This is a genomic window from Streptomyces gilvosporeus, assembly GCF_002082195.1.
In the GTDB taxonomy this organism is placed as follows: Bacteria; Actinomycetota; Actinomycetes; order Streptomycetales; family Streptomycetaceae; genus Streptomyces; species Streptomyces gilvosporeus.
This window is the reverse complement of record NZ_CP020569.1, coordinates 5,082,489-5,104,891: the sequence shown is the minus strand read 5'-3', so window position 1 is coordinate 5,104,891 and position 22,403 is coordinate 5,082,489. Positions and strand designations below refer to the sequence as shown.

Sequence of the window (22,403 nt, the reverse complement as noted above, 5' to 3'; positions counted from 1 at the left end):
AATGTCCCGTCAAATGCACAAGGGTGCGACCGAACGGGCAGTCATGGCCGATCACGAGAATTCGGGCACGCCGAGGAACACGGAAACCGGCACCTTCGCGCCTGCGGAACCGGTCGACGGGCGCTCAGGGGACACGGCCGGTATGCGTCCCCTGAGCTCGGCGAAAGCGCAGTTCAGAGACGTCGCAGCCAGGCGGCTGCACCATGACCGACCCCGAGGTAGATCAGCGCGGGAAGGGCGTAGTTGAAGAACACCCGCAGCCCTTCCGTCTTCATGATGAAGATGTCCTGCGACCAACCGGCGAGCCAGTCGGCCACACCGTGCACGAAGCCGACGAAGGCATTCGCCTGATTCGCGTCCAGCAGATACAGCAGGATCCACAGCCCGAGAATTACCGCGGCGACATCCGCGAGGCTGTGAATGATCAAGGCGAGCCGGTCCGTTCCGGCGCCTCGCCGGTTTCCCTGCCAACTCCTCCTGGCGTCGGAGGTGGTGTTCGGAACGGCGTTGTACGGGGCGGCCGGGGCGGGGTCGTAGGGCGAGGGCGAATTGCTGCGGTGCGGGGCGTGCGCCCCGGAATTCGGCAGCGGAGCCGTATCACCGACATCCGGTGAGTTTGATCCGCCGTGGTAGGGAGAGTTTGACCTGGAGCCGTATGGGCGATTTTGCGGTATGCCGTCATTGGGGTATCTCACGGTGCCCCGCATTGCCCGTTGAACGAATCCGAAACTCCCTTCACCGCTATTTCACATCGATGTCCTCGGACCGCCACTTCGCGACCGGCGGTCTGATGGCGCGGGCGGCCGGCTGGGGGACCGCCCGCGCCACGCGCGGCGCCTTGAGGCGGGGGGACCGCATACTTCAAGACACCGCACGGCCGACAATGATCGGCACCCCCCACTGCGGCACGCCGGGCGAAAGTGTCACACCCGGCCGCGAGGCCGCCGCCACGGCGCGGTCATGGGCGCCGGGTCTGCGTCACGCGCCACAGGCGGCGCGGCAGCTCGCCCTCCTCGAAGGCATGGACCTCGTCGAGGCGCCACCCCTCGGCGAGCGCATCGACCAGCGCGCGGTCGAAGAAGTGCACCGCGAAGCCGCCGTGCTCGAAGATGCCGTCGCCGCGGGGGGTGCCCGCACGGAAGTGGGCGTCCTGCGTGTGCCGGACCGTGTAGACGAAGGTGCCGCCGGGCCGCAGCACGCGCCGGACCTCGCCGACGAGCGCATGGATCTCGTCGGTGGACAGCGCCATGCACAGCAGCATGTGCGCGAAGACCGCGTCCACCGAGGCCCCGGGCAGCGGCAGCGGGTCGCGTACGTCGTGGACCGCGGTGGTCACGCGGGCGGCGACTCCCTGGGCGCGGGCGGCCTCCCGGAGCTGCCGAAGGCCGGTGGCGCTGAAGTCGGTGGCCCGGACGGCGAAGCCCTGCCGTGCGAAGTGGAGGGCGTCGCGGCCGTGACCGGCGCCGAGTTCCAGGACGTCCTCGGCCGCCCGCGCGTGGAAGACCTCCGCGGCGTGCACGGCGGGGGCGGAGGGCCGCTCGCCGTACATGCCGGGGTGCATGGCGTAGGTGCGCTGCCACTGTTCCCGCTGTTCCTTCTGGGTGGCGGCGAGGTCGCCGGGGTCGTGCTGCATGGCGTCTCCCGTCGGGGCTGCTCGTGGGCCGGAGCGTCGGGACGTCGAACCGGCTGTCCGGCCAGCCTGCCGTCCGCCCCGGCCGGACGCGACCACTCAGGGCGCCGGCACCCCCGCCACACGACTCCGCGCCCTCCGGCACCGGTCCCTCCCCTCGTGGGGACCGGTGCCGAACGGCGCGGGCGGTGTCGATCCGCGCCCCCCGTACAGGCGCGGATCGCGGAAAGGGCGAACCCCTGGTCTACGCGAACAAGGTCCGACGGGACCGGCTCGCGGGCCTCTTGAGCAGACGCGGCGAGACCGCCGCCGCCGTCCCGTCCTTCCGGCGGAAGGTGACCGAGACCATGCGGCGTCATGGGGCACCCATGGTTGCCTCTCCGGACGCCGTGCTGGTGGTCTGTCCAGGCGGCGTACGGTTGCTGCGCTGCTGCTTCGCGATCCTGCCAGCCAGGGCCGGGACCGAGGGGGGTTCCGGAGCCGGACGGACGGCTTTATCGCAGGTCAGCCAGCTAGGGTGAGTTTTCCGGTCCGGATGTCCAGTGCGGGGGAAGTAAGGAGTGGAGACCTTGAGTTGCGACTCAGGGGCACGTGCGGCCTTCGCCGAGCGTCTCGCACTGCTGTACAAGGAGGCCGGAAATCCTCCCCTCAAGCGCGTCGCCGAGACCGTCGTGCGGAGCCGCCGGGTCGACGAACGCGGGCGGCCCGTGCGGGTGTCCGCGCAGCGGATCAGCGACTGGCGACGGGCCAGGAACGCGCCCGCCCAGTTCGCCACCCTCGCCGCGGTGCTGCACGTCCTGATCCCCGAGGCGCGGCGCCTGCGGCCCGTGCCGGTCTCCGAGGGCCTGTACGACCAGGCCCAGTGGCAGCTCCTGTGGGAGCGCGCGGTGGCCGATCCGGTCGGCGACCGCCCCGCGGCCTCCGCGGACGAGGAGGAACGGCCCGCGGCCGACGCCCCGTCCGTCCCCGGTGTCTGCCCCTACCGGGGGCTGGCGTCGTACCGCCCGGAGGACGCCCGGTGGTTCTTCGGCCGGGAGCGGAGCACCGAGGCCCTGATCGCCCAGCTCCGCGCGGCGGAGAAGACGGGCGGCCTGGTCATGCTCGTGGGCGCCTCCGGGGCGGGAAAGTCCTCCCTGCTGAACGCCGGCCTGGTGCCCGCGCTGCACGGCGGCGCGCTGGGCGACGAGGACGGCCGGGTCGGGGAGGCGGTGCAGCTCGTGCCGGGCGGCGATCCGCTCGCCGAGCTGACCGGCCGGATCCCCGAGCTCGCCGACGTCGTCTCCGCCGCGCGGGGCTCGGCGGCGACGGCGCCCGGTACCGCGCAGTTCGCGCCGGCCGTGCGGGAGGCCGTCCGGGCATGGGCGGGGCGCGGGACGTCCGCCGCCCGTCCGGTCGTCATCGTGGACCAGTTCGAGGAGGCGTTCACCCTCTGCTCCGACGAGGCCGACCGGCGCGCCTTCATCGAGGTCCTGCACGCCGCGTGCACGCCGTCCGACGCGGGTGACCCGGCCCCCGTCCTCGTCCTCGTCGGCATACGCGCCGACTTCTACGAGCACTGCCTCGGCTATCCGGAACTGGCCGATGCGCTGCAACACCGGCATATGGTGCTCGGGCCGCTGACCAGCGCGGAGCTGCGCGAGGCGGTGGCCGGACCGGCCAAGGCCGTGGGGCTGGAACTCGAACCGGGGCTGGCCGAGCTGATCGTCCGGGAGGTGAGCGCCGACGGCCCCGGCGGGACGCATGACGCGGGCGTGCTGCCGCTGCTGTCCCACGCCCTGCTCGCCACCTGGCAGCGACGCAAGGCGGGACGGCTGACGCTGGCCGGCTACCGCGCGGCGGGCGGCATCCAGGGGGCGGTGGCGGCGACCGCCGAGCGGGCCTGGTCCGACCTCGACCCGGCGGCCCGTTCGGCCGCCCGGCTGCTGCTGCTCCGGCTGGTCCGGCTGGGCGAGGACACCCAGGCCACCCGCCGGCGGGGGACGCGGCGCCAGCTGGCGGACGAATCGACGGACCCCAACAAAACGGAGGAATCGCTCGAAGCGCTGGTGCACGCCCGGCTGGTGACGCTCGACGCGGAGGCCGTGGAGATCACCCACGAAGCGCTGCTGCACGCCTGGCCGCGGCTGCGCGACTGGATCGACGAGGACCGCAACGGCAACCTGCTGCGCCAGCGGCTGGAGGAGGACGGCTGGGCCTGGGAGACGTCGCACCGCGACACCTCGCTGCTCTACCGGGGCTCCCGTCTCGACCAGGCCCGCACCTGGGCGCGTTCGGCCGGTGACACCTTTCTGACCCGCAGCGCGGTGGAGTTCCTGGCCGCTTCGGTCCGGCTGCGCAAGCGCACCGTGTGGATCGGCCGTGGCGCGGTGGCGGCCCTGGCCGCGCTGGCGCTGCTGGCCGTCGGTTCGGCGGTGGTCGCCTGGCAGCAGCGGGACGACGCGGTGTTCGAGCAGGTGCTCGCCGAGGCCGACCGCGTCCAGCACACCGATCCGTCGCTGTCCGCCCAGCTCGACCTGGTGGCCCACCGCTTGCGGCCGGACGACGAGGACACCGTCAACCGGCTGATCTCGATCGTGAACGCGCCGCTGGCCACACCGCTGCTCGGGCACACCGGCGCCGTCTATCTCACCTCGTTCAGCCCGAACGGACGGCTCCTGGCCACCGCCAGCTACGACCGCACCGTACGGCTGTGGGACGTGGCGGACCGCACCCGCCCGCGCGCCCTGGGCAAGCCCCTCACCGGCCACACGAGCTGGGTGAGCACCGCGGTCTTCAGCCCGGACGGCCACACCCTCGCCAGCGCTTCGGACGACGGCACGATCCGGCTGTGGGACGTCCGCGACCCCGGCCACCCGCGCCCGCTCGGCACGCCCCTGACCGGGCATGACGGCACGATCTCCCTGCTCGCCTTCAGCCCGGACGGCCGCACCCTGGCCTCCGCCGACGAGAACCACACCGTCCGCCTGTGGGACATGCGGACCCCGCACCGTCCCCGGGACCTCGGCGTCCTGACCGGCCACACCGGCCCCGTGCGCTCCGTGGCGTTCAGCCCCGACGGACACACCCTGGCGGCCGGCGGCGACGACAGCACGATCATGCTGTGGGACCTCACCGACCCGCGGCACCCGGCCCGGCTCGGCCCGCCGCTGACCGGCCATGCCAACACCGTGCACTCCGTCGCCTTCAGCCCCGACGGCCGCACGCTCGCCAGTGGCAGCAAGGACGACACCATCCGGCTGTGGAACGTCACCGACCCGCGCCGCGCGAGCCAGATCGGCGCGCCGCTGACCGGCCACACCGGTCCCGTGTGGTCGGTCGCCTTCAACCACGACGGAAGCATGCTCGCCGCCGGCAGCGCGGACAGCACCGCGAGCCTGTGGAACGTGCGCAATCCGGCGTACCCGTCGCAGGTCGGCGAGCCCCTCGCCGGCAGCAGCGGCGAGATGTACGCGGTGGGCTTCAGCCCCGACGGGCGCACCCTCGCCACCGGCAGCGGCGACAGCAGGATCCGGCTGTGGTCGATTCCGGCGTCGGACATGATCGGCCGGATCGGGACGTTCAGACCGGACGGCAAGGTCCTCGCCACCGGCAGCGGCGACGGCAGCGTCCGGCTGTGGAACGTGACGGATCCCGCGCGGCCCACGGCGCTGGGCAGCCCCCTCCCGACCGGGGAACGGGACCTGCGGTCGCTGGTGTTCTCGCCCGACGGCCGCACCCTCGCCGTCCTGACGGGAACGAGCAACACGGTCCAGCTGTGGAACGTCGCCGATCCCGCCCACCCCGTCGTCCACCGCCCGACCGTCCCGCTGCACACCCGCTACGCGGGCCCCGACGAGCTGGCGCTCAGCCCCGACGGACACACCCTGGCCGTCGACTACGACGACCGGACCATCCAGCTGCTGGACATCACCGACCCGGCCCACCCCCGACGCCTGGGCAAACCCCTCACCGGCCACACCGGCTACGTCAACACCCTCGTCTTCAGCCCGGACGGCCGCACCCTGGCCAGCGGCAGCGCGGACAGCACCATCCGCCTCTGGAACGTGACCGACCCCCGTCGCACGGCCCCGCTCGGCGCGCCCCTCAAGGGCCACCTGGGCCCCGTCAACACGCTCGCCTACAGCCCCGACGGCCATACGCTGGCCAGCGGCAGCGACGACGGCACGGTCCGCCTGTGGAAGGTGACCGACCCGCACCGGGCGACGCGGCTCGGCTCGCCGCTCACCGGCCACACCGAAGCCGTCGTCTCGCTGACCTTCAGCCGGGACGGCCGCACCCTCGCCAGCGGCGGCAACGACGACACGGTCCGTCTGTGGAACCTGGCCGTTCCCTCCAGGGCCACGCCCATCGGCCAGTCGCTGAGCCCCACCGCCAAAACGGGCAACTTCCTGACCTTCAGCCCCGGCAGCCACCTGCTCGGAGTGTCCAGCGGCGCCGATACCGTCCGGCTCTGGGATCTCTCCGCCGACCAGGCCATCCGCCGGATCTGCGCCACCACCCGGGGCGTTCTGACGCCGAAGAAATGGCACGAGTACCTGCCCCGCCTCTCGTACGCGCCCCCGTGCGGCGAATAACAGACCGCGGCCCGGCCCTGTCGGAGATCCGGGCAAGGTTGACCCCATCGCGTGATCCCGGCCACAACTCCCCCATGGAGCTGGGCAGTCGACTCCCGAAGCAGGGTCAGCCTTGTTAGTCTTGGCGGTAGCCCGATCGCTGGTGCATCCCCCGTCGCCAGCGGTCGGGCGCTGTCGTTTTCCGCCGCATGTTCCGCCTCTCGCCTCTTTGTGAGGAGTCGTAAGCTGATCTCGCCCGGCCTGCCGCCGGGGCGCACGGCGACGGAACGGTGAGCGGCCATGGCAGCGGCGTACGAGCGGATCGCCCGGCGGCCCCGCACCCCGGTGGTGCGGTCCAACCTCCGGCACCAGTGGGAGAAGAACCGGGTACACAAGCCCGTCGAGCAGCGTGCCACGACGGGCGCCACCGAGCAGGACACCGGACTGCACGTCGATGACCTGGTCTTCTCCGCGTCGTATCGCGAGATCCCGGCGACCGAGGACCTCGCGGGGGCCTTCGCCCTCCCCGAGGGCACCCTGCTGCTGGAGCGCACCTACCGCACCCGGCACGCGGCCGAGACCGCGCCCTTCGGCCTGGTGACCTCGTATCTCGTCCGCGATCTGATCGCGTCCAACCCCGACCTGCTGGACGAGACCAGGGAACCGTGGCCGGGGGGCTCGCAGAGCCAGCTGCACACCGTGGGCATCGAGCTGGACCGCATCGAGGAGCGCGTCACCGCCCGTCCGCCGACGGCCGAGGAAGCCGACGAGCTGGAGCTGCCGCCGGGCACCTCGGTGCTGGTGCTCCGCAAGACCTCGTACGACATCCGGGACCGTGCCGTGGGGGTCTCCGACATCGTCCTGCCGGGCGACCGCACGGAATTGCTGTTCACCACTCCCCTGGAAAGGTGGTGAGTGCCGTGCCCCGGCGCATCACCGTCGTCACCGCCGTGCACGCCCCGTCGGCCCACTTCCTGCCGGATGCGTACGCCTCACTGTGCCGACAGGAGCTGCCCGCGGGGTGGGACTGGCACTGGGTCGTCCAGGAGGACGGACACAGCGACGAGGTCGCCCCTCATGTCCCCGACGACGCGCGGGTGACCTTCCGGCAGGGACGGCCGGGCGGCCCCGGTGTCGCCCGCACCATGGCCCTGGCGCATGCGGACGGCGCCTACGTCAAAATCCTGGACGCCGACGATCAGTTACCACCGGGCACTCTCGTCCGCGACCTGGCCGCCCTCGAAGCCGACCGGACCCTCGGCTGGGCCACCTCGCGCGCCCTGGACCTGTTACCCGACGGCTCCACCGTCGGTTTTCCCGGCGACCCCGCGCCGGGGCCGGTCGAGCGCGGCGCCGTGCTCGACTTCTGGACGGCGCACGACTACCGCGCACAGGTCCACCCGGCGACCCTCTTCGTCCGCCGCGGCCTGCTGCTCGCCCTCGGCGGCTGGATGGCGCTCCCGGCCTCGGAGGACACGGGCCTGCTGCTCGCGCTGAACGCCACGAGCCGCGGCTGGTTCTCGTCCGAGGTGGGGCTGCTCTACCGCAAATGGCCCGGCCAGGCCACCGGCCAGGCATCCCACACCGACGCCGCGGAACGCGACGCCCGGATGACGGTGGTGGCGGCCCGGGCCCGGGAGCTCGCCTCCTTCAACTGGCGCTACACGGCCACCGATTGACCGTCGACGGTGGCCGCCGCGATCGTCTCCGCCGCGCTCACGGCAGCTCTTCGGCATCGACCCGCGAGAAGATCAGGTCGCTCTCCTCGACCACCGGACCCCGCCAGCGCACCGGCACGGCCGGCCGGCGCAACGCCGCCGGATAGCTCCCGGCCGCGTAGTCGTTGGGGAGGCGGTACACATGGAATCCGTGGTCGCGCATGATCTCCAGCAGTTCGTCGGCCGAGTCCCCCAGGGCCGTCATCCGTTCCGGGGTCACCTCGATGGTGATCTCCGCATCCGGCCGCAGCGCGCCGAGCATCGGCTCCATGCCCCGTACGACGCCGCCCTCCGCGCCCTCCACATCGACCTTGATCACCCGGGCCGAGGCGATCTCCTCCGAGGTGAGCAGATCCGGCAGCGGATACGCTTCCACCTCGAACGTGGCCTCGGCGGGGCCGTCGTAGGGGACGATGCTGGCGGCGCCCATATTGCTGGAGCTGGCCAGGATGAAGGTCAGCTTCCCGGGCTCGTCGGAGACCGCGGCATTGACCGCACGGATGGTGTCGCACCCGTTCATCCCGGCGTGCAGCAGGACGCGGCGGTGGAAGGCCGGGGTGGCCTCGACGGCCACCACGCCGCCCTCCTCTCCGACGAGCCGTGCGGCGAGCAGGCTGTAGTAGCCGATGTTGGCCCCGACGTCGACGAAGGTGTCGCCGGGACGCAGCCGGCGCTCCAGCCAGTGCGTCATATGCGGTTCCCACAGCCCGAACAGATAGATGTAGCGCTGGATGAGATCCCGTGTGTCGACGGCCATCGCGGAGCCGAATCCGGTGCGGACGACCCGGCGTCGAGGACGGTCCCGCAGCCGGGAGTTGAGGAACCGCTTGGCCAGCAGCGCCTTGCCGAGACTGCCGGGGGCATCCCGTACGTATCCGCGCCCCAGGGTCACCAGGGCTTCGCTTACGGGATTGCTCATCCGCTCACCTCTCCGCGATACCGGCGCGAGCCGTCAGGCGAGGAGCGCCGTCCGATCTTGGTCAAATGGTAGGTCCAGCATACGAATGGCGTTCCCGCGCAACAGCTTGTAGGCCACTTCGTCAGGCAGCCCGGCGACGTGCTCGGCCGCCACCTGTTTCGTGCGCGGCCAGGTCGAGTCGACATGGGGGTAGTCGGTCTCGAACGTCGCGTTGTTCACCCCCACCGTCTCGATCGAGGCGACGCCGTGCCGGTCGCGGAAGAAGCAGCAGAAGATCTGCCGGTAGTAGTACGTCGACGGGGGTTCGGGGATCAGGTCCTTCACCCCGCCCCAGGCCCGGTGCTCCTCCCATACGTCGTCCGCCCGCTCCAGCGCGTACGGGATCCACCCCATCTGGCCTTCGCTGTACGCCAGCTTGAGGCGGGGGAATTTCACCAGCACGCCGCTGAAGAGGAAGTCCATCATCGAGGCCATCGCGTTGTTGAAGCTCAGGGCGGCCTGCACGGCGGGCGGAGCGTCCGGCGATGCGGCCGGCATCTGGGACGACGAGCCGATGTGCATGTTCACGACGGTCCCGGTCTCCTCGCACGCCGCGAAGAACGGGTCCCAGTAGCCGGAGTGGATCGACGGCAACCCCAGATAGGTGGGGATCTCGCTGAAGGTCACCGCCCGGACGCCGCGCGCGGCATTGCGCCTGATCTCGGCGACCGCGAGATCGACGTCCCACAGCGGGATGAGGCACAGCGGGATCAGCCGGCCGCCGCTGTCGCCGCACCACTCCTCCACCATCCAGTCGTTGTAGGCCCGTACGCACGCCAGCCCGACCTCCTTGTCCTCGGCCTCGGCGAAGGTCTGCCCGCAGAAGCGCGGGAACGTCGGGAAGCAGAGCGACGCCTCGACGTGGTTGACGTCCATGTCCGCCAGGCGTGCCTTGGGGTCCCAGCACCCGCGCCGCATCTGCTCCCGCGTGATGCCGTCCAGCGTCATCTCGTCACGGGAGAAGCCGACGGCCGCGATGATGCGCTTGTACGGGAACACCAGGCCCTCGTACTCCCACCAATCGGTGATCTGGCCCTTCGGATCGGTGGTGAAGCGGTACTTCCCGCCGATGTACTCCAGTTCCCCGATGCCGGCCGTGAAGGGCTTGGGCCCGCGGTCCCGGTACTTCTTCGGAAGCCATGTCGCGAAGAGGTGCGCGGGCTCGATCACGTGGTCGTCCACGCTGATGACCTTGGGGAGTTCCCCTGAACTGCTGTCGTTGCTGATCACGCCGTACCCCTTACGCTCACGATCTGACGACCCATCAGATTCCTCGGCTTCGAGGGTATGGGCCGTCCCCCGCGACAACAAGGCGTCATCGGGAACTGCACCCCTTGCCAGAGCGGACGCCTTCCGCTGAACTGACGAGCCGTCAGTTCAGTACGCGACCGGAGGGAACGGCATGCAAACGATCTGGCTCGACGGGCCCGAGTGGCTAGCGGTCCTCCGTATCGGCCTCGGCCTGTGGTGGCTGGAAAGCTGGCGCCACAAGGACAAGAAGGACTGGTTCGCGGGCGGCGGCATCACCTGGGCGGCGGGTGTGGCGGCCCGGCACCGCTGGTCCGCGGTCCGCACCGGCTTCGACCGCATCGTGAAGCCCCGCCCCCGGCTGATGGCGTATGTCGTCGCCTCCGCAGAGCTCGCCCTCGGCCTGGGCCTGACCGTCGGATTCCTGACACCCGTCGCCCTGGCCTGCGGGCTCGTGCTCAACCTGCTCTATCTCGTGCTGATGATCCACGACTGGGGAGAGCAGGGGCAGAACCTGATGATGGCGCTGATATCCGTCACGGGACTGCTCGCCATGAGCTGGCAGACCTGGTCGCTGGACAGCGCCTTGGGGCTGTTTCCGGGCTAGGGCCGTCCGGGGGGGGGCGGGGCGGACCCCGGGGCCCGCCCGCCCGGCTGTGTCCCCCGACCGCAGCCCGCCAACGGGCGCCGAGCGCCCGCGGTCGGCAGGGTGGAGGCATGACGGAGACCGGAACGGCGCCGGACCGGCCCTTGGGCGACGGGCTGCTGCACCATGCGGACGCCCTCCCCGACCACATCGCGCTGACCGTCGGCGCACGCGAGTACACCTACCAGGAGGTCGCCCACACCGCCCGGCAGTGGGCCGCCGCGGTCGTCGAGGCGGCCGGAGCCCGGCCGCGGCGGGTCGGCGTCCTGGCCTCGCGCAGCACGGCCGCGTACCTGGGGGTGGCCGCCGCGCTGTTCGCCGGGGCGGCCTTCGTCCCGCTGAACCGGGAGCTGCCCGTACGGCGAACCCGGACGATGCTGGAGCGGTCGGCGGTCGACGCGCTGATCGTCGACGCGGCGTCGCTGCCCCAACTGCCGGAACTCCTGCGCGGCCTGCCGAAGCGGCCGGCGGTGCTGCTGCCCGACAGCCTGCGCGCCGACGCCCCGGACCTCGGCGACGGTCCGGTCCTGGACGCGGCCGATCTCGCGGCCGCCGCTCCGCTGGCGCAGCCGCTCGACGTGCGCCCCGACGACGTCGCCTATGTGCTGTTCACCTCGGGCAGCACCGGGGAGCCGAAGGGGGTCCCGGTCACCCATGCCAACGTCCGGTCCTTTCTCGACACGAACCAGGACCGCTATCGGCTGACACCGGACGACGGGCTCACGCAGATCGGCGACCAGACCTTCGACCTGTCGGTCTTCGACCTCTTCATGGCCTGGGAGAACGGGGCACGGGTCTGCGCGACGGACCCCCAGGAGCTGCTGGCGCCCCTGCCCTACCTGGAACGCAACGGGATCACCGTCTGGTTCTCGGTGCCGACGGTGGCCGCCGTACTGCGCAAGCGGGGCGTGCTCACCCCCGGGTCGATGCCCACCCTGCGCTGGAGCCTGTTCTGCGGCGAGGCGCTGCCCAGGGCCACCGCCGAGGCATGGCAGGCCGCCGCGCCCGGATCGACCGTGGAGAACCTGTACGGCCCGACCGAGCTGACCATCGCCTGCACGGTCTACCGCTGGGATCCGCGGACGAGCCCGGCGCACTGCGTGCACGACAACGTGCCGATCGGGCAGCCCTACCCGGGCCTGCACACGCTGATCGTGGACGAGGACCTGGCCCCGGTCGCGGACGGGGCCACCGGCGAGCTGTGCGTGGCCGGCCCCCAGACCACGCCCGGCTACTGGCAGGCGCCCGAGCTGACCGCCGAGCGCTTCTTCGCACGCGGCGGCAGGACGTACTACCGCACCGGCGACCTGGTGCGCAGGCACCACGGCCAGCTGGTCTGCCTCGGCCGCAACGACCAGCAGGTCAAGATCGATGGTTACCGGATCGAACTGGGCGAGATCGAAGCGGCGCTGCGCCGGTCCGGGGCGGTGGAGGCCGTATGCCTGATGTGGCCGGACCCCGGGACGATCACCGCCGTGATCTCCGGCGCGGCGGATCCGTCCGCCGTGGCCGCCGCGTCCGCGGAGACGCTGCCGCCCTATATGGCGCCCGGGGCGGTGCATACCGTGGACACCATGCCGGTCAACGCGAACGGCAAGGTGGACCGCGCCGCGCTGCGCCGGTGGCTGGAGGATTCCCCGCGAGCGTGACCGGGGCGGAGCCGCGGACGCGGCCCTGACCCGTTACACCCAGCCCGCGTCCCGGGCCGCGGAGACGGCCGCCGCCTCTGCCGCATCCGCGGTGGTGTTCAGCGCCGCGTCCCTGCCCATGCCCGTCCGCCCCGCGGCGGCTCCGGCGGCCAGGGAAGCCGTGACGGCAGCGCGATGGGCGGCGTCGGCCGGCGCGCCGTCACCGCCGCGGGACCGGGCCAGATCGGCCACAACGGCCGCCGCGGCCGCGGCATTTCGGGCGCAGCGCGCGTCCGCCGCAGGGTCCGGGGAGCCGTCGGCGAGCTGTGCGAGCGCCCGGGCCGACAGCCGGACGGCGTTGGCGGCCTTCGCGGCGGGGGTCCTCGGCACCGACTCGGCGTCCGCGACCTCGATGCCGAGGTAGCGGCATAGGGCCGCGGCGCGGTCGAGGGCGCTCCGGCCGCGGGCCGTATGCCCCTTCCGGAGCGCTTCCTCGTGGGAGAGCGTTGCTTCGGGGCCCTGTGCCGCGGTCAGTTGTTCACCGTCGTGGGAGGCGCTCATCGCTGTCTCCTTGTCTCTCGCCGGGCAGGTCGCGGCTGCGACGCCCGGCAGAGTGGCACGGCGGGCTCTCATAGGCCAGAGCCATACCTCAGGGAGCGGCCCCGAGCCAATCGTGGTGTCATCGAAAGCGGGGGAAATCAAGCTCCGAAGGCGGGAGGAATCATGGCTACGACGCTACGGGCCCGAGACATCATGTCCGCCGGGGTGCAATGCGTGGGCGCACACCAGACGCTGCTGGACGCCTCGAAAATGATGCGCGACATGAATGTCGGTTGCCTGCCCATCTGCGGCGACAACAACAGGCTCATGGGTCTGATCACCGACCGTGACATCGTCGTTCAGTGTTGCGCCGAAGGAATCGATCCGGCGACGGTGCAGGCCGGTACGCTCGACAAGACGCTGCACTGGATCGACGCGGAGGCGAGCGCCAACGAGGTCCTGGAGACCATGGAGACGCACCAGATCAAGCGCCTTCCGGTCATCGACGTCAAGGGCGGCCACCAACTGGTCGGAATGATCACCGAGGCCAATCTCGCAAAGAACCTCAGCGACAAACAGATCGCGGAATTCACCAGCCGGGTGTACGCAACCGCAGGCTAGAGCGCCGTGCGCACGGCCGCGGCCGGGGAGCGGGCAGACTCGTCGCACAGCCGTCGGGCGCCTGCCTCGGCCCGGTCCGGCGGGACGGCGTACGCCATGTCACCGCGGCCGACTCGCCTTCACCGAATACATCAGGGGAATGCGCGGGCGTCCCTCGGGGAATCGGTAGAAGCCGTCGCGGCCCCGCCGCAACACGCGAAAGCGCTCGAACATCGTCATGTCGTGCTCGTGCAGAAAGTCGATCCGCAACCCGGCACCGGCCAGGGCGGAAATGACATCGCCGAGCGGATGCTGCCATTCCACGCAGCGGTTGTTGACCGTCGGCGCGCCGAAGTCCGTATAGGTGCCCGGGGTTTCCTCCACCCACGCGTCACGGCGAAAATAGTCGTAGGCGATCCGCGAGCCCGTCTCCTCGTCCAGAACGTCGCCCAGCGGGTGGAATTCGGCGAGATAGAGAAAGCCGCCGGGGGTGATGAGGGAGGCGGCCGTCTCGGCCCAGCGGACCAGGTCCGGGAGCCAGTTCAGGGCGCCGATGCCGGTGTAGACGATGTCGTACGACGGGTCGGGGACGGCTTCGGCCGCGTCGTAGACGTCGGCGGCGACGAAGGAGGCGCGGTCGGGGCCGTAGCCGAGTTCGGCGGCCAGTTCGCGGGCGGTCTCGACGGCCGGTTCGGAGAAGTCCAGGCCGACGACATGGGCCGCGCCGCGGTGGAGCCAGGAGAGGGTGTCCTGGCCGAAGTGGCACTGGAGGTGCAGCAGACTGCGGCCGGTGACCTCGCCGACCTCCGCGGTCTCGAAGGCGCGGATCACGTCTTTGACCCGGCGGAATCCGTCCTGGTCGTAATAATCGCTGGCGGTGTGGATGGCCACGCGCTCGTCCCACCTCGCGCGGTTGGCCTCGCGCCAGTCGTCGGGGCCGGGCCGGCGGTCCGCAGGGGCCGTGGAATCCCTAGGTTCTGTGGGGTCCGTGGGGTGTGTGGGGTGCGTCGGGCGGCACATACGGCGAAGTTATCCACAGGCTGACGGCCCCGCCAACGCATTTGTGGCGCCGGGCGCAGAATGGGCGCATGACGAACGAGACCACAGGTTCCACCGAGGCGCCCGACCCGCATCGTCCCGACCCTCCGGCCCTTTCTTCCACCTCGGCCCCCGCATCCCCCGCCGCGGCCGCGTCCCCCTCCCTCCCGTCCGTCTCCGCGGACATGCCGGACTGGGAGAAGCGGTTCCGTGCACCGCGGACAAGCCTGCCGGACTGGGCCGAGGACGCCCCGGACCGCTCCCTGTTCGTCTCGAACGCGACCGGCACCTTCGAGCTGTACGCCTGGGACCGCGCGACGGGCAGCCGGCGCCAGGCCACGGACCGGCCGAACGGCACGACGGACGGCACGCTGTCGCCGGACGGCGAGTGGATCTGGTGGTTCTCGGACACGGACGGGGACGAGTTCGGCGTGTGGATGCGCCAGCCCTTCGCCGGCGGCCCCGACGAGCCGGCGATCCCGGGTCTGGCCCCCTCTTTCCCCCGGGGGCTGTCGATCGGCCGCGACGGCACGGCGGTCGTCGGGTGCTCGACGGATGACGAGGGCTCGACCATCCATCTCGCACGGCCCGGAGAGCCGCCGGTGGAGATCTACCGCCACCGCGAATCGGCGGGCGTCGGCGACCTCTCGTACGACGGCTCGCTGATCGCGATCGAGCACACCGAGCACGCCGATGCGATGCACTCCGCGATCCGGGTCATACGGGCCGACGGCTCGACGGTCGCCGAGCTCGACGACACCAACGGCGGGACGGAGGAGCTGGGCCTGTCGGTGATGGGCTTTGCGCCGGTGGACGGCGACTCCCGGCTGCTGGTGGGACATCAGCGGCGGGGCCGCTGGGAGCCGATGATCTGGGATCCGCTGACCGGGGTGGAGACCGCTCTGGAGATAGATCTGCCCGGCGATGTGGGTGCGGACTGGTATCCGGACGGCTCGGCCTTGCTGGTGGAGCACGAGTACCAGGCGCGAAGCGAGCTGTGGCGCTATGACCTCGGTGCGCCCGGCACTGATGGCGACGGTCCGGCCACCGGGGACGGAGCGGGGCGCACACCGCTGACCCGGGTCGAGACCCCGGCGGGTACGGTCTCGGGCGCGACGGCGCGGCCGGACGGAACGGTGGAGTTCCTGTGGTCCTCCGCGGCGCTGCCGCCCGAGGTGCGGTCGACCAGCGGCGCGGTCGTGCTGGACCCGCCCGGGATAACGGCGCCCGGGTCGGTGCCGGTGACCGATGCCTGGGTGGACGGCCCCGGCGGCCGTATCCACGCCCTGGTGCAGCGGCCTGCGGGCGAGGGACCGTTCCCGACGATCTTCGAGGTACACGGCGGCCCGACCTGGCACGACAGCGATGCGTTCGCCTCGTCCCCGGCGGCCTGGGTGGACCACGGCTTCGCGGTCGTCCGCGTCAATTACCGGGGGTCGACGGGTTACGGCCGGGCCTGGACCGATGCGCTCAAGCATCGCGTCGGGCTGATCGAGCTGGAGGACATCGATGCGGTCCGCAGGTGGGCCGTCTCGTCGGGGCTCGCCGACCCGAAGCGCCTGGTCCTGGCCGGCGGCTCGTGGGGCGGCTATCTGACGCTGCTCGGCCTCGGGACGCAGCCGGACGTGTGGGCGGTGGGCCTGGCGGCGGTCCCCGTCGCCGACTACGTCACCGCGTACAACGACGAGATGGAAGGGCTCAAGGCGCTGGACCGCACGCTGCTCGGCGGCACGCCGGAGGAGGTCCCCGAGCGCTTCAGGGCGTCGTCACCGCTGACGTATGTGGACGAGGTGCGGGCGCCGGTCTACATCTCCGCGGGCGTCAACGACCCGCGGTGCCCCATCCGTCAGGTGGAGAACTACGTCCAGCGGCTGGAACAGCGCGGCCATCCGCACGAGGTCTACCGCTATGACGCCGGGCACGGCTCGCTGGTCGTGGAGGAGCGCATCAAGCAGGTCCGCCTGGAGCTCGAATTCGCGCAGCGCTATGTGCCGGTGGGAGCATCCGCCCGGCCGTGAGGCCGTGACGCGGTGACACCGTGATGTTCGGCATCCTCGCCGTCCCGCTCCCGCGCCGGGGTGGTTTCGGGGAGGATGCCGAGCGCCGCGTCCCTGGCCGTTTCGGCCTCGCGGCGGCAGAGGCGGAACCACATGAAGACGACGAAGCCCGCGAAGACGAACCACTCGCCGGTGTAGCCGAGGTTCTGGAACGCCTTGAGGTCCAGACCGCTGCCCTCCGCGGCGGCCGGCGGAACGGCGCGCAGCGGTGCCGGGGCGTCGCCGAGCGTGATCCAGGCGTCGTAGATCTGGTACGGCACGATGTTGACCAGCGACGCCGCGCTGATCATGCCGAGCTGCCCCGCCGGCAGCCCGCCGCCGGCGTGCACCCCGTCCGTGCCCTCGTTCTCGGACGCCTGGAGCGCCCCCTGGACCGTCACCTCGCCCCGCGGCGGCGCAGGTACCTTCGCGCGGTCGGCCCTGTCGTTCGCGTCGCCGGGCAGCCAGCCCCGTACGACCGGAAGGGCCTTGCCGCCGTCCGTCCGCAGCAGCGTCAGCACATAGAAGCCCTGCCGCTCGCCCTTGTCGCCCAAGGTGCGGTCCGGGACGAGCAGTTGGTGGGCGGTGTCATAGCGGCCGCGGGCGCTGGCCTGACGTCCGGAGGTGGACTGGCCGACCGGCAGCAGACTCTCCAGCGGCCGGGCCGCCGCGGCCTTGGCCCGGGCGGAACGGTCCTCCTGCTGGTGGTGCGTATCGACGCGGTCCTCGAAGCGCCCCAGCTGCCAGCTGCCCATGAAGATGCAGAAGGGGATCGCCAGCAGGGCGAAGACGTTGATCCCCCACCACCGCGGGGTCAGCAGGAACCGATACACCCCACCAACGGTACGGGGCCCGCATCGCGGACCCGCACCGCCCCCTCCAGGCACGACCGGCCGCCCCGCGTTACTTCGTCGCCAGCGCCTCGGTCCGGTACACCGTCCCCGCGCAGGCATCCGCAAGCTTGGCGTCGGTCGCGGCGGGCTCGCCGGCCTCCGGCGTATGGCTGAGCACGACGCCGCCGGACACCGTGGTTCCGCCGTCGCCGCCGCCCGTACCGTCGGTGCCGCCCGTCTGGCCGCCCCCGCCGCCGTCGGCGGCCGGGGCCCCGGAGTCCGGCGAGGCCGCCGGCGCCTTCGAGGGAGCGGGCGTGGGCGAGGGGCCCGGATTCGCGCATCCGCCGGTGCCGCCGCCGGCTTCCGGGATCCAGGCGAATTTGACCTCGTATGCCTCGCCCGGCTTGAGAACCAGCTGGTCAGGAGTGGTCGCCGGGTCCGGCAGACCGGTGGCTTCATCTCCCGAGGTGTGGTCGACGACATGGATACGGTCGGGATTCGTGCTGCCCTGCGCGACGACGCCGACCGTGCCGCCGCCGTCGATCGAGCAGGCCGTACCGGACGTGTTGACCACCCGGAACGCGCCGTAGACGCGGCCGGACGAGTCCGCCGGGCCGACCGAGCTGGTGCCGCGGCCGAGCTGATCGCGATTGCAGGCCGGCGAGGTGACCTCCATCGTCTCGTTCGGGGACGGCGTGGCGCCGCTCGCGCCCTGGTCCGTGCCGTTCTTCTCCTGCGACCGGCCGCCCTTGCCCTCGGTCCTGCCGTTGCCCGGCCACCTGCCGTTCTCGCCGGTCGGCTGGGGGAAGGCGTGCTCGGTGCCCTCACCGTGCGCGCTGCCGCTGCTGTCCTGGGCCTGTGTGCTGCTGGCGGCGTTGGCGGACCGGTCCTCGGCGGGGTCGTTGAGATCGGCCACGTGCACCATGGCGGGGATCGCCGTACCGCCGAGCAGCAGCGCGGCGGCGGCGCCCACGACGACGTGCCGACGCCGCTGACGGCGGGCCGGGACCGCGCGGCGCAGCCGTTGCAGGGCGTCCGGCGCGGGGTCCAGGTCGCCGACGCGGGCCTGTAGCAGTCGCCTCAGGTCGTCCTCGTCGCCGAGCCCGCCGCCGAAGCCCCCGCCGGAACCGCCGTCCGGCCCATCACCGTGACCACCGCCCCCGGGACCACCGGCAAGCACGTCTACCCCAACGGTCTCCACGCCCTCGACGAACGCAACGCCGTCACCGAGCACAGAACCGTCACCGAGCACAGAGCCGTCACCAACCTCGGAACCCCCACCGGCCTCGCGACCACCACCGGCACCGCCCCCGGACGCCCCGGCTCCCTGCCCCTCACGCACGACGTACAACTCACGCACCACGGAGCCGAACCGAGGATACGGATCGGAGCCATCGGGGAGATCGCACTGACGAGATCGACGGTTCACGTCGTAGGGGCCGAACACCTTGCCACTCATGCCGGAGCCTCCATCGCGACGCGCAACGCCGCGATTCCCCGGGACCCGTACGCCTTGACCGAGCCGAGCGATATCCCCAGCGTCTCGGCAACCTGCGCCTCGGTCATATCGGCGAAATAGCGCAGCACCAGGACCTCGCGCTGGCGCCGCTGGAGCCCCCGCATCGCCTGGATCAGCTGGTCCCGTTCCAGCAGGTCGTACGCGCCCTCCTCGGCGCTCGCCATGTCCGGCATCGGCTTGGAGAGCAGCTTCAGCCCGAGGATGCGGCGGCGCAGCGCGGAGCGCGAGAGGTTGACGACGGTCTGGCGCAGATAGGCGAGGGTCTTCTCGGGCTCGCGCACCCGCCCGCGCGCGGAGTGCACGCGGATGAACGCCTCCTGTACGACGTCCTCGCACGAGGCGGTGTCATCGAGAAGCAGCGCGGCGAGCCCGAGCAGGGAACGGTAGTGCGCGCGGTACGTCTCGGTGAGGTGGTCGACTGTGGTGCCCGCTGCCATCGCGTCGTCAGTGTCCCCACGCTGAGAAGGAATCTGCGCGGGGCCGGCGGTGGGCCAGGGGGCGATCACCGGCATGCCCCCGGAGACACGGGAGCGTGGCGGGCGCACTGCCGCGCCCACTGCGCCCGCTGGGGCGATGGTGAATCCGAGTACCTCTGCCACGCCTGTTGGACACGCTTCCCCCCATAAGGGTTGTACGCGCAAGGCACCGCTTGTGACGATGCGTTAAATGCCCTCATGCGTACCAGCTCTTCCCCAATGCCCCATATTTCCGACGCATTCACCCCAACGCCCGCGGTCTCACGAGACGTTTCGCGGCCCCTCCGAACCGCCCACGCGGAGTGGCCGGAAAGACGATTCCCGCCCAACTGCCGGTTGCAGTGCGACGGGGGCGAACGGTCGAACGAATCGTCAGCCCAGATCACTCGCTCCCGACCGATCATCACTCACAGGATCTTCACACGTCACACAGGGCGTCCACAAAGTATCGCTGAGAGAGCGGGGTCGCGACACCCCCTCCAGCCAAGTCGCCCAGGGCGCGTCACACCCCCGGCTGCCCCGCCGTCCACTCCCCCGCAAGCAACTCCCCCACCTGCGCCACGTTCAGCGCCGCGCCCTTGCGCAGATTGTCCGCGCACACGAAGAGTTCCAGCGCCCGCGGATCGTCGAGCGACCGCCGCACCCGGCCCACCCACGTCGGGTCCGTCCCCACCACATCGCACGGCGTGGGGAATTCGCCCGCCGCCGGATCGTCGCTGAGCACAACTCCCGGCGCCGCGGCCAGAATCTCGTGCGCGCCGGCCACCGTCACCTCGCGCTCGAAGCGCGCATGCACGCTCGCGGAATGCGCGGTGAGGACCGGCACCCGTACGCAGGTCGCGGTCACCCGCAGTTCCGGCAGCCCGAGCACCTTGCGGGACTCGAGACGGACCATGAGCTCCTCCGAGGACCAGCCGTCCGCCGGATCCGGCGGGGCCGCCTCGGCCGGGCCGGACGGGGAGAGCCCCGGCTCCCGGTCCGTCCACGGCACGACATTGAGCGCGACGGGCGCCGGGAACGGCCCGAGAGTGTCGCCGACCGCACGCCGCACATCGCCGGGCGTCGCGCCCAGTTCCGTACCGGCCACCGCGGACAGCTGCGCCCGCAGCGTGTCGATACCGGCCTGCCCCGCCCCCGAGACGGCCTGGTAGGAGGAGACGATCAGCTCGTGCAGCCCGTACTCGGCATGCAGCGCGCCCAGCGCGACGATCATCGACAGGGTGGTGCAGTTCGGGGTCGCGATGATCCCGCGCGGCCGCACCCGTGCCGCGCACGCATTGACCTCGGGTACGACGAGGGGCACGTCCGGATCCCTGCGAAACGCGCCCGAATTGTCCACCACCACCGCGCCCTTGGCCACCGCGACCGGGGCCCAGCGCGCGGCGATGCCGTCCGGTACGGCGAACATCGCGACGTCGATACCGTCGAAAGCCGCCTCGCTCAGCGCGACGACCTCGGTCTCCGCGCCCCGTACGGTCAGCTTGCGGCCGGCCGAGCGGGGGGAGGCGATCAGCCGGATCTCGCCCCAGACGTCGGCGTGCTCGGACAGGATGCCGCGCAGCACCGAGCCGACGGCGCCGGTGGCACCGACGACGGCCAGATGCGGTCTGGCGGCGGCCGTGCGGGCGCCCGCCCCCGCCGTATCGGCGAGGGACGGACGGCCCGCTTCGGCCGGAATCACGGCGCCGCTCAGCGCCCGGTGCCGCCGTAGACCACGGCCTCGTCGCGGTCGCTGTCGAGGCCGAAGGCGGTGTGGACGGCCTGGACGGCCTCCTTGACGTCATCGGCACGGGTGACGACCGAGATGCGGATCTCGGAGGTCGAGATGAGCTCGATGTTCACGCCCGCGTTCGACAGCGCCTCGAAGAACGTCGCCGTGACGCCGGGGTTGGTCTTCATGCCCGCGCCGACCAGCGAGATCTTGGCGATCTGGTCGTCGTAGCGCAGCGAGTCGAAGCCGACCGCGGCACGGGTGCGCTCCAGCGCGGCGACGGCCTTGCGGCCCTCGTCCTTGGGCAGCGTGAAGGAGATGTCCGTCAGACCAGTGGAGGCCGCCGACACGTTCTGGACGACCATGTCGATGTTGACCTCGGAGTCCGCAATGGCACGGAAGATCCGCGCGGCCTCGCCCGGCTTGTCCGGGACTCCGACGACCGTGACCTTCGCCTCGGAGGTGTCGTGTGCGACGCCCGAGATGATTGCCTGCTCCATCGGCTGGTCCCCTTGCGGTTCGTTGCTGACCCACGTGCCCCTGAGCCCCGAGAACGAGGACCGGACGTGGATCGGGATGTTGTAACGGCGTGCGTACTCGACGCAGCGGTGCAGCAGCACCTTGGAGCCGGAGCTGGCCAGCTCCAGCATGTCCTCGAAGGAGATCCAGTCGATCTTCCGGGCCTTCTTCACGACCCGGGGGTCGGCGGTGAAGACACCGTCGACATCGGTGTAGATCTCGCAGACCTCGGCGTCCAGCGCGGCCGCCAGCGCGACGGCCGTGGTGTCCGAGCCGCCGCGGCCGAGCGTGGTGATGTCCTTCTTGTCCTGGGACACACCCTGGAAGCCGGCGACGATGGCGATATTGCCCTCGTCCACCGAGCTCTTGATCCGGCCCGGCGTGACGTCGATGATCCGCGCCTTGTTGTGCACGGAGTCGGTGATGACGCCGGCCTGGCTGCCGGTGAAGGACTGCGCTTCATGGCCGAGGTTTTTGATCGCCATCGCCAGCAGGGCCATGGAGATCCGCTCTCCGGCGGTCAGCAGCATGTCGAACTCGCGCCCCGACGGGATCGGGGACACTTCCTGAGCGAGATCGATCAGCTCGTCCGTCGTGTCGCCCATCGCCGAAACCACGACGACCACCTGGTGGCCGTTCTTCTTGGCTTCGACGACTCGCTTGGCAACGCGCTTGATGCCCTCGGCATCCGCAACGGATGAGCCGCCGTACTTCTGCACGACAAGGCCCACGTGCGCTCCTCGCAACTGT

18 protein-coding genes are annotated in these 22,403 nt (G+C 71.5%); 7 read left to right on the top strand and 11 right to left on the bottom strand.

Going from position 1 to position 22,403, the window contains the following annotated elements; genetic code table 11:
• Positions 1 to 173 precede the first annotated feature (173 nt).
• Together B1H19_RS40850 and B1H19_RS22710 are read right to left on the bottom strand one after the other, a co-directional pair.
• Entirely contained in the window at positions 174 to 587 is a 414-nt protein-coding gene (locus B1H19_RS40850) for a hypothetical protein (protein WP_418361520.1), read from the bottom strand.
• A 371-nt stretch (positions 588 to 958) separates the two neighbouring features.
• Positions 959 to 1,633: a class I SAM-dependent methyltransferase gene (locus B1H19_RS22710; RefSeq protein ID WP_083106634.1), complete on the bottom strand. Its 675-nt coding sequence runs from the start codon at positions 1,631 to 1,633 to the stop codon at positions 959 to 961.
• A gap of 557 nt (positions 1,634 to 2,190) precedes the next feature.
• Here B1H19_RS22710 and B1H19_RS22705 point away from each other — a divergent pair.
• From B1H19_RS22705 to B1H19_RS22695, 3 genes are all read left to right on the top strand, one after another.
• Positions 2,191 to 6,204, top strand: a complete 4,014-nt coding sequence (locus tag B1H19_RS22705) for an nSTAND1 domain-containing NTPase (protein WP_083106633.1) — start codon at positions 2,191 to 2,193, stop codon at positions 6,202 to 6,204.
• 279 nt (positions 6,205 to 6,483) lie between these two features.
• Entirely contained in the window at positions 6,484 to 7,098 is a 615-nt protein-coding gene (locus tag B1H19_RS22700) for a UTRA domain-containing protein (RefSeq protein ID WP_083106632.1), read from the top strand.
• A gap of 5 nt (positions 7,099 to 7,103) precedes the next feature.
• The gene (locus tag B1H19_RS22695) at positions 7,104 to 7,862 is read left to right on the top strand and encodes a glycosyltransferase (RefSeq protein WP_083109808.1); all 759 of its coding nucleotides are present in this window, start codon (positions 7,104 to 7,106) and stop codon (positions 7,860 to 7,862) included.
• A 37-nt stretch (positions 7,863 to 7,899) separates the two neighbouring features.
• Here the strand turns inward: B1H19_RS22695 and B1H19_RS22690 are convergent, their stop codons facing one another.
• Complete coding sequence (locus B1H19_RS22690) at positions 7,900 to 8,820, bottom strand: FkbM family methyltransferase (RefSeq protein ID WP_083106631.1); 921 nt, start codon at positions 8,818 to 8,820, stop codon at positions 7,900 to 7,902.
• Positions 8,821 to 8,853: 33 nt separating this feature from the next.
• Positions 8,854 to 10,089, bottom strand: a complete 1,236-nt coding sequence (locus tag B1H19_RS22685) for an amidohydrolase family protein (protein WP_083106630.1) — start codon at positions 10,087 to 10,089, stop codon at positions 8,854 to 8,856.
• Positions 10,090 to 10,261: 172 nt separating this feature from the next.
• On the opposite strand from B1H19_RS22685, the gene B1H19_RS22680 reads away from it, so the two are divergent.
• Both B1H19_RS22680 and B1H19_RS22675 read left to right on the top strand, forming a co-directional pair.
• Positions 10,262 to 10,714, top strand: a complete 453-nt coding sequence (locus B1H19_RS22680; protein WP_083106629.1) for a DoxX family membrane protein — start codon at positions 10,262 to 10,264, stop codon at positions 10,712 to 10,714.
• 110 nt (positions 10,715 to 10,824) lie between these two features.
• The gene (locus B1H19_RS22675; RefSeq protein ID WP_083106628.1) at positions 10,825 to 12,402 is read left to right on the top strand and encodes an amino acid adenylation domain-containing protein; all 1,578 of its coding nucleotides are present in this window, start codon (positions 10,825 to 10,827) and stop codon (positions 12,400 to 12,402) included.
• Between the two features lie 33 nt (positions 12,403 to 12,435).
• Here the strand turns inward: B1H19_RS22675 and B1H19_RS22670 are convergent, their stop codons facing one another.
• Positions 12,436 to 12,942 carry a hypothetical protein gene (locus B1H19_RS22670; RefSeq protein ID WP_083106627.1) on the bottom strand — a complete coding sequence of 169 codons (507 nt, stop codon included), beginning with the start codon at positions 12,940 to 12,942 and terminating at the stop codon, positions 12,436 to 12,438.
• 162 nt (positions 12,943 to 13,104) lie between these two features.
• On the opposite strand from B1H19_RS22670, the gene B1H19_RS22665 reads away from it, so the two are divergent.
• A complete protein-coding gene (locus B1H19_RS22665; protein ID WP_083106626.1) occupies positions 13,105 to 13,542 on the top strand; it encodes a CBS domain-containing protein in 438 nt (145 codons plus the stop codon).
• A 99-nt stretch (positions 13,543 to 13,641) separates the two neighbouring features.
• Here the strand turns inward: B1H19_RS22665 and B1H19_RS22660 are convergent, their stop codons facing one another.
• On the bottom strand, positions 13,642 to 14,412 hold the full coding sequence (locus B1H19_RS22660) for a class I SAM-dependent methyltransferase (RefSeq protein ID WP_237289472.1): 771 nt from the start codon (positions 14,410 to 14,412) through the stop codon (positions 13,642 to 13,644).
• A 332-nt stretch (positions 14,413 to 14,744) separates the two neighbouring features.
• On the opposite strand from B1H19_RS22660, the gene B1H19_RS22655 reads away from it, so the two are divergent.
• A complete protein-coding gene (locus B1H19_RS22655) occupies positions 14,745 to 16,577 on the top strand; it encodes a S9 family peptidase (RefSeq protein WP_107426423.1) in 1,833 nt (610 codons plus the stop codon).
• On the opposite strand, the gene B1H19_RS22650 is transcribed toward B1H19_RS22655, so the two are convergent.
• From B1H19_RS22650 to B1H19_RS22630, 5 genes are all read right to left on the bottom strand, one after another.
• The gene (locus tag B1H19_RS22650) at positions 16,544 to 17,428 is read right to left on the bottom strand and encodes an SURF1 family protein (RefSeq protein WP_083106623.1); all 885 of its coding nucleotides are present in this window, start codon (positions 17,426 to 17,428) and stop codon (positions 16,544 to 16,546) included. The two genes, B1H19_RS22655 and B1H19_RS22650, sit on opposite strands and share 34 nt — an antisense overlap.
• Before the next feature lie 70 nt (positions 17,429 to 17,498).
• Positions 17,499 to 18,608 (bottom strand): hypothetical protein, encoded by a 1,110-nt coding sequence (locus tag B1H19_RS22645; protein WP_237289470.1) that lies wholly within the window; start codon positions 18,606 to 18,608, stop codon positions 17,499 to 17,501.
• Positions 18,609 to 18,883: 275 nt separating this feature from the next.
• Positions 18,884 to 19,546: a SigE family RNA polymerase sigma factor gene (locus tag B1H19_RS22640; protein ID WP_203237205.1), complete on the bottom strand. Its 663-nt coding sequence runs from the start codon at positions 19,544 to 19,546 to the stop codon at positions 18,884 to 18,886.
• 379 nt (positions 19,547 to 19,925) lie between these two features.
• On the bottom strand, positions 19,926 to 21,104 hold the full coding sequence (locus tag B1H19_RS22635) for an aspartate-semialdehyde dehydrogenase (protein WP_083106622.1): 1,179 nt from the start codon (positions 21,102 to 21,104) through the stop codon (positions 19,926 to 19,928).
• Between the two features lie 8 nt (positions 21,105 to 21,112).
• Positions 21,113 to 22,384: an aspartate kinase gene (locus tag B1H19_RS22630; protein ID WP_030068299.1), complete on the bottom strand. Its 1,272-nt coding sequence runs from the start codon at positions 22,382 to 22,384 to the stop codon at positions 21,113 to 21,115.
• Positions 22,385 to 22,403 lie beyond the last annotated feature (19 nt).

Bases quoted from the DNA above. Each gene is read 5' to 3' on its own strand.
- B1H19_RS22690 (WP_083106631.1), bottom strand. From the start codon at position 8,820: ATGAGCAATCCCGTAAGCGAAGCCCTGGTGACCCTGGGGCGCGGATAC.
- B1H19_RS22680 (WP_083106629.1), top strand. From the start codon at position 10,262: ATGCAAACGATCTGGCTCGACGGGCCCGAGTGGCTAGCGGTCCTCCGT.
- B1H19_RS22665 (WP_083106626.1), top strand. From the start codon at position 13,105: ATGGCTACGACGCTACGGGCCCGAGACATCATGTCCGCCGGGGTGCAA.
- B1H19_RS22710 (WP_083106634.1), bottom strand. From the start codon at position 1,633: ATGCAGCACGACCCCGGCGACCTCGCCGCCACCCAGAAGGAACAGCGG.
- B1H19_RS22675 (WP_083106628.1), top strand. From the start codon at position 10,825: ATGACGGAGACCGGAACGGCGCCGGACCGGCCCTTGGGCGACGGGCTG.
- B1H19_RS22670 (WP_083106627.1), bottom strand. From the start codon at position 12,942: ATGAGCGCCTCCCACGACGGTGAACAACTGACCGCGGCACAGGGCCCC.
- B1H19_RS22655 (WP_107426423.1), top strand. From the start codon at position 14,745: ATGCCGGACTGGGAGAAGCGGTTCCGTGCACCGCGGACAAGCCTGCCG.
- B1H19_RS22700 (WP_083106632.1), top strand. From the start codon at position 6,484: ATGGCAGCGGCGTACGAGCGGATCGCCCGGCGGCCCCGCACCCCGGTG.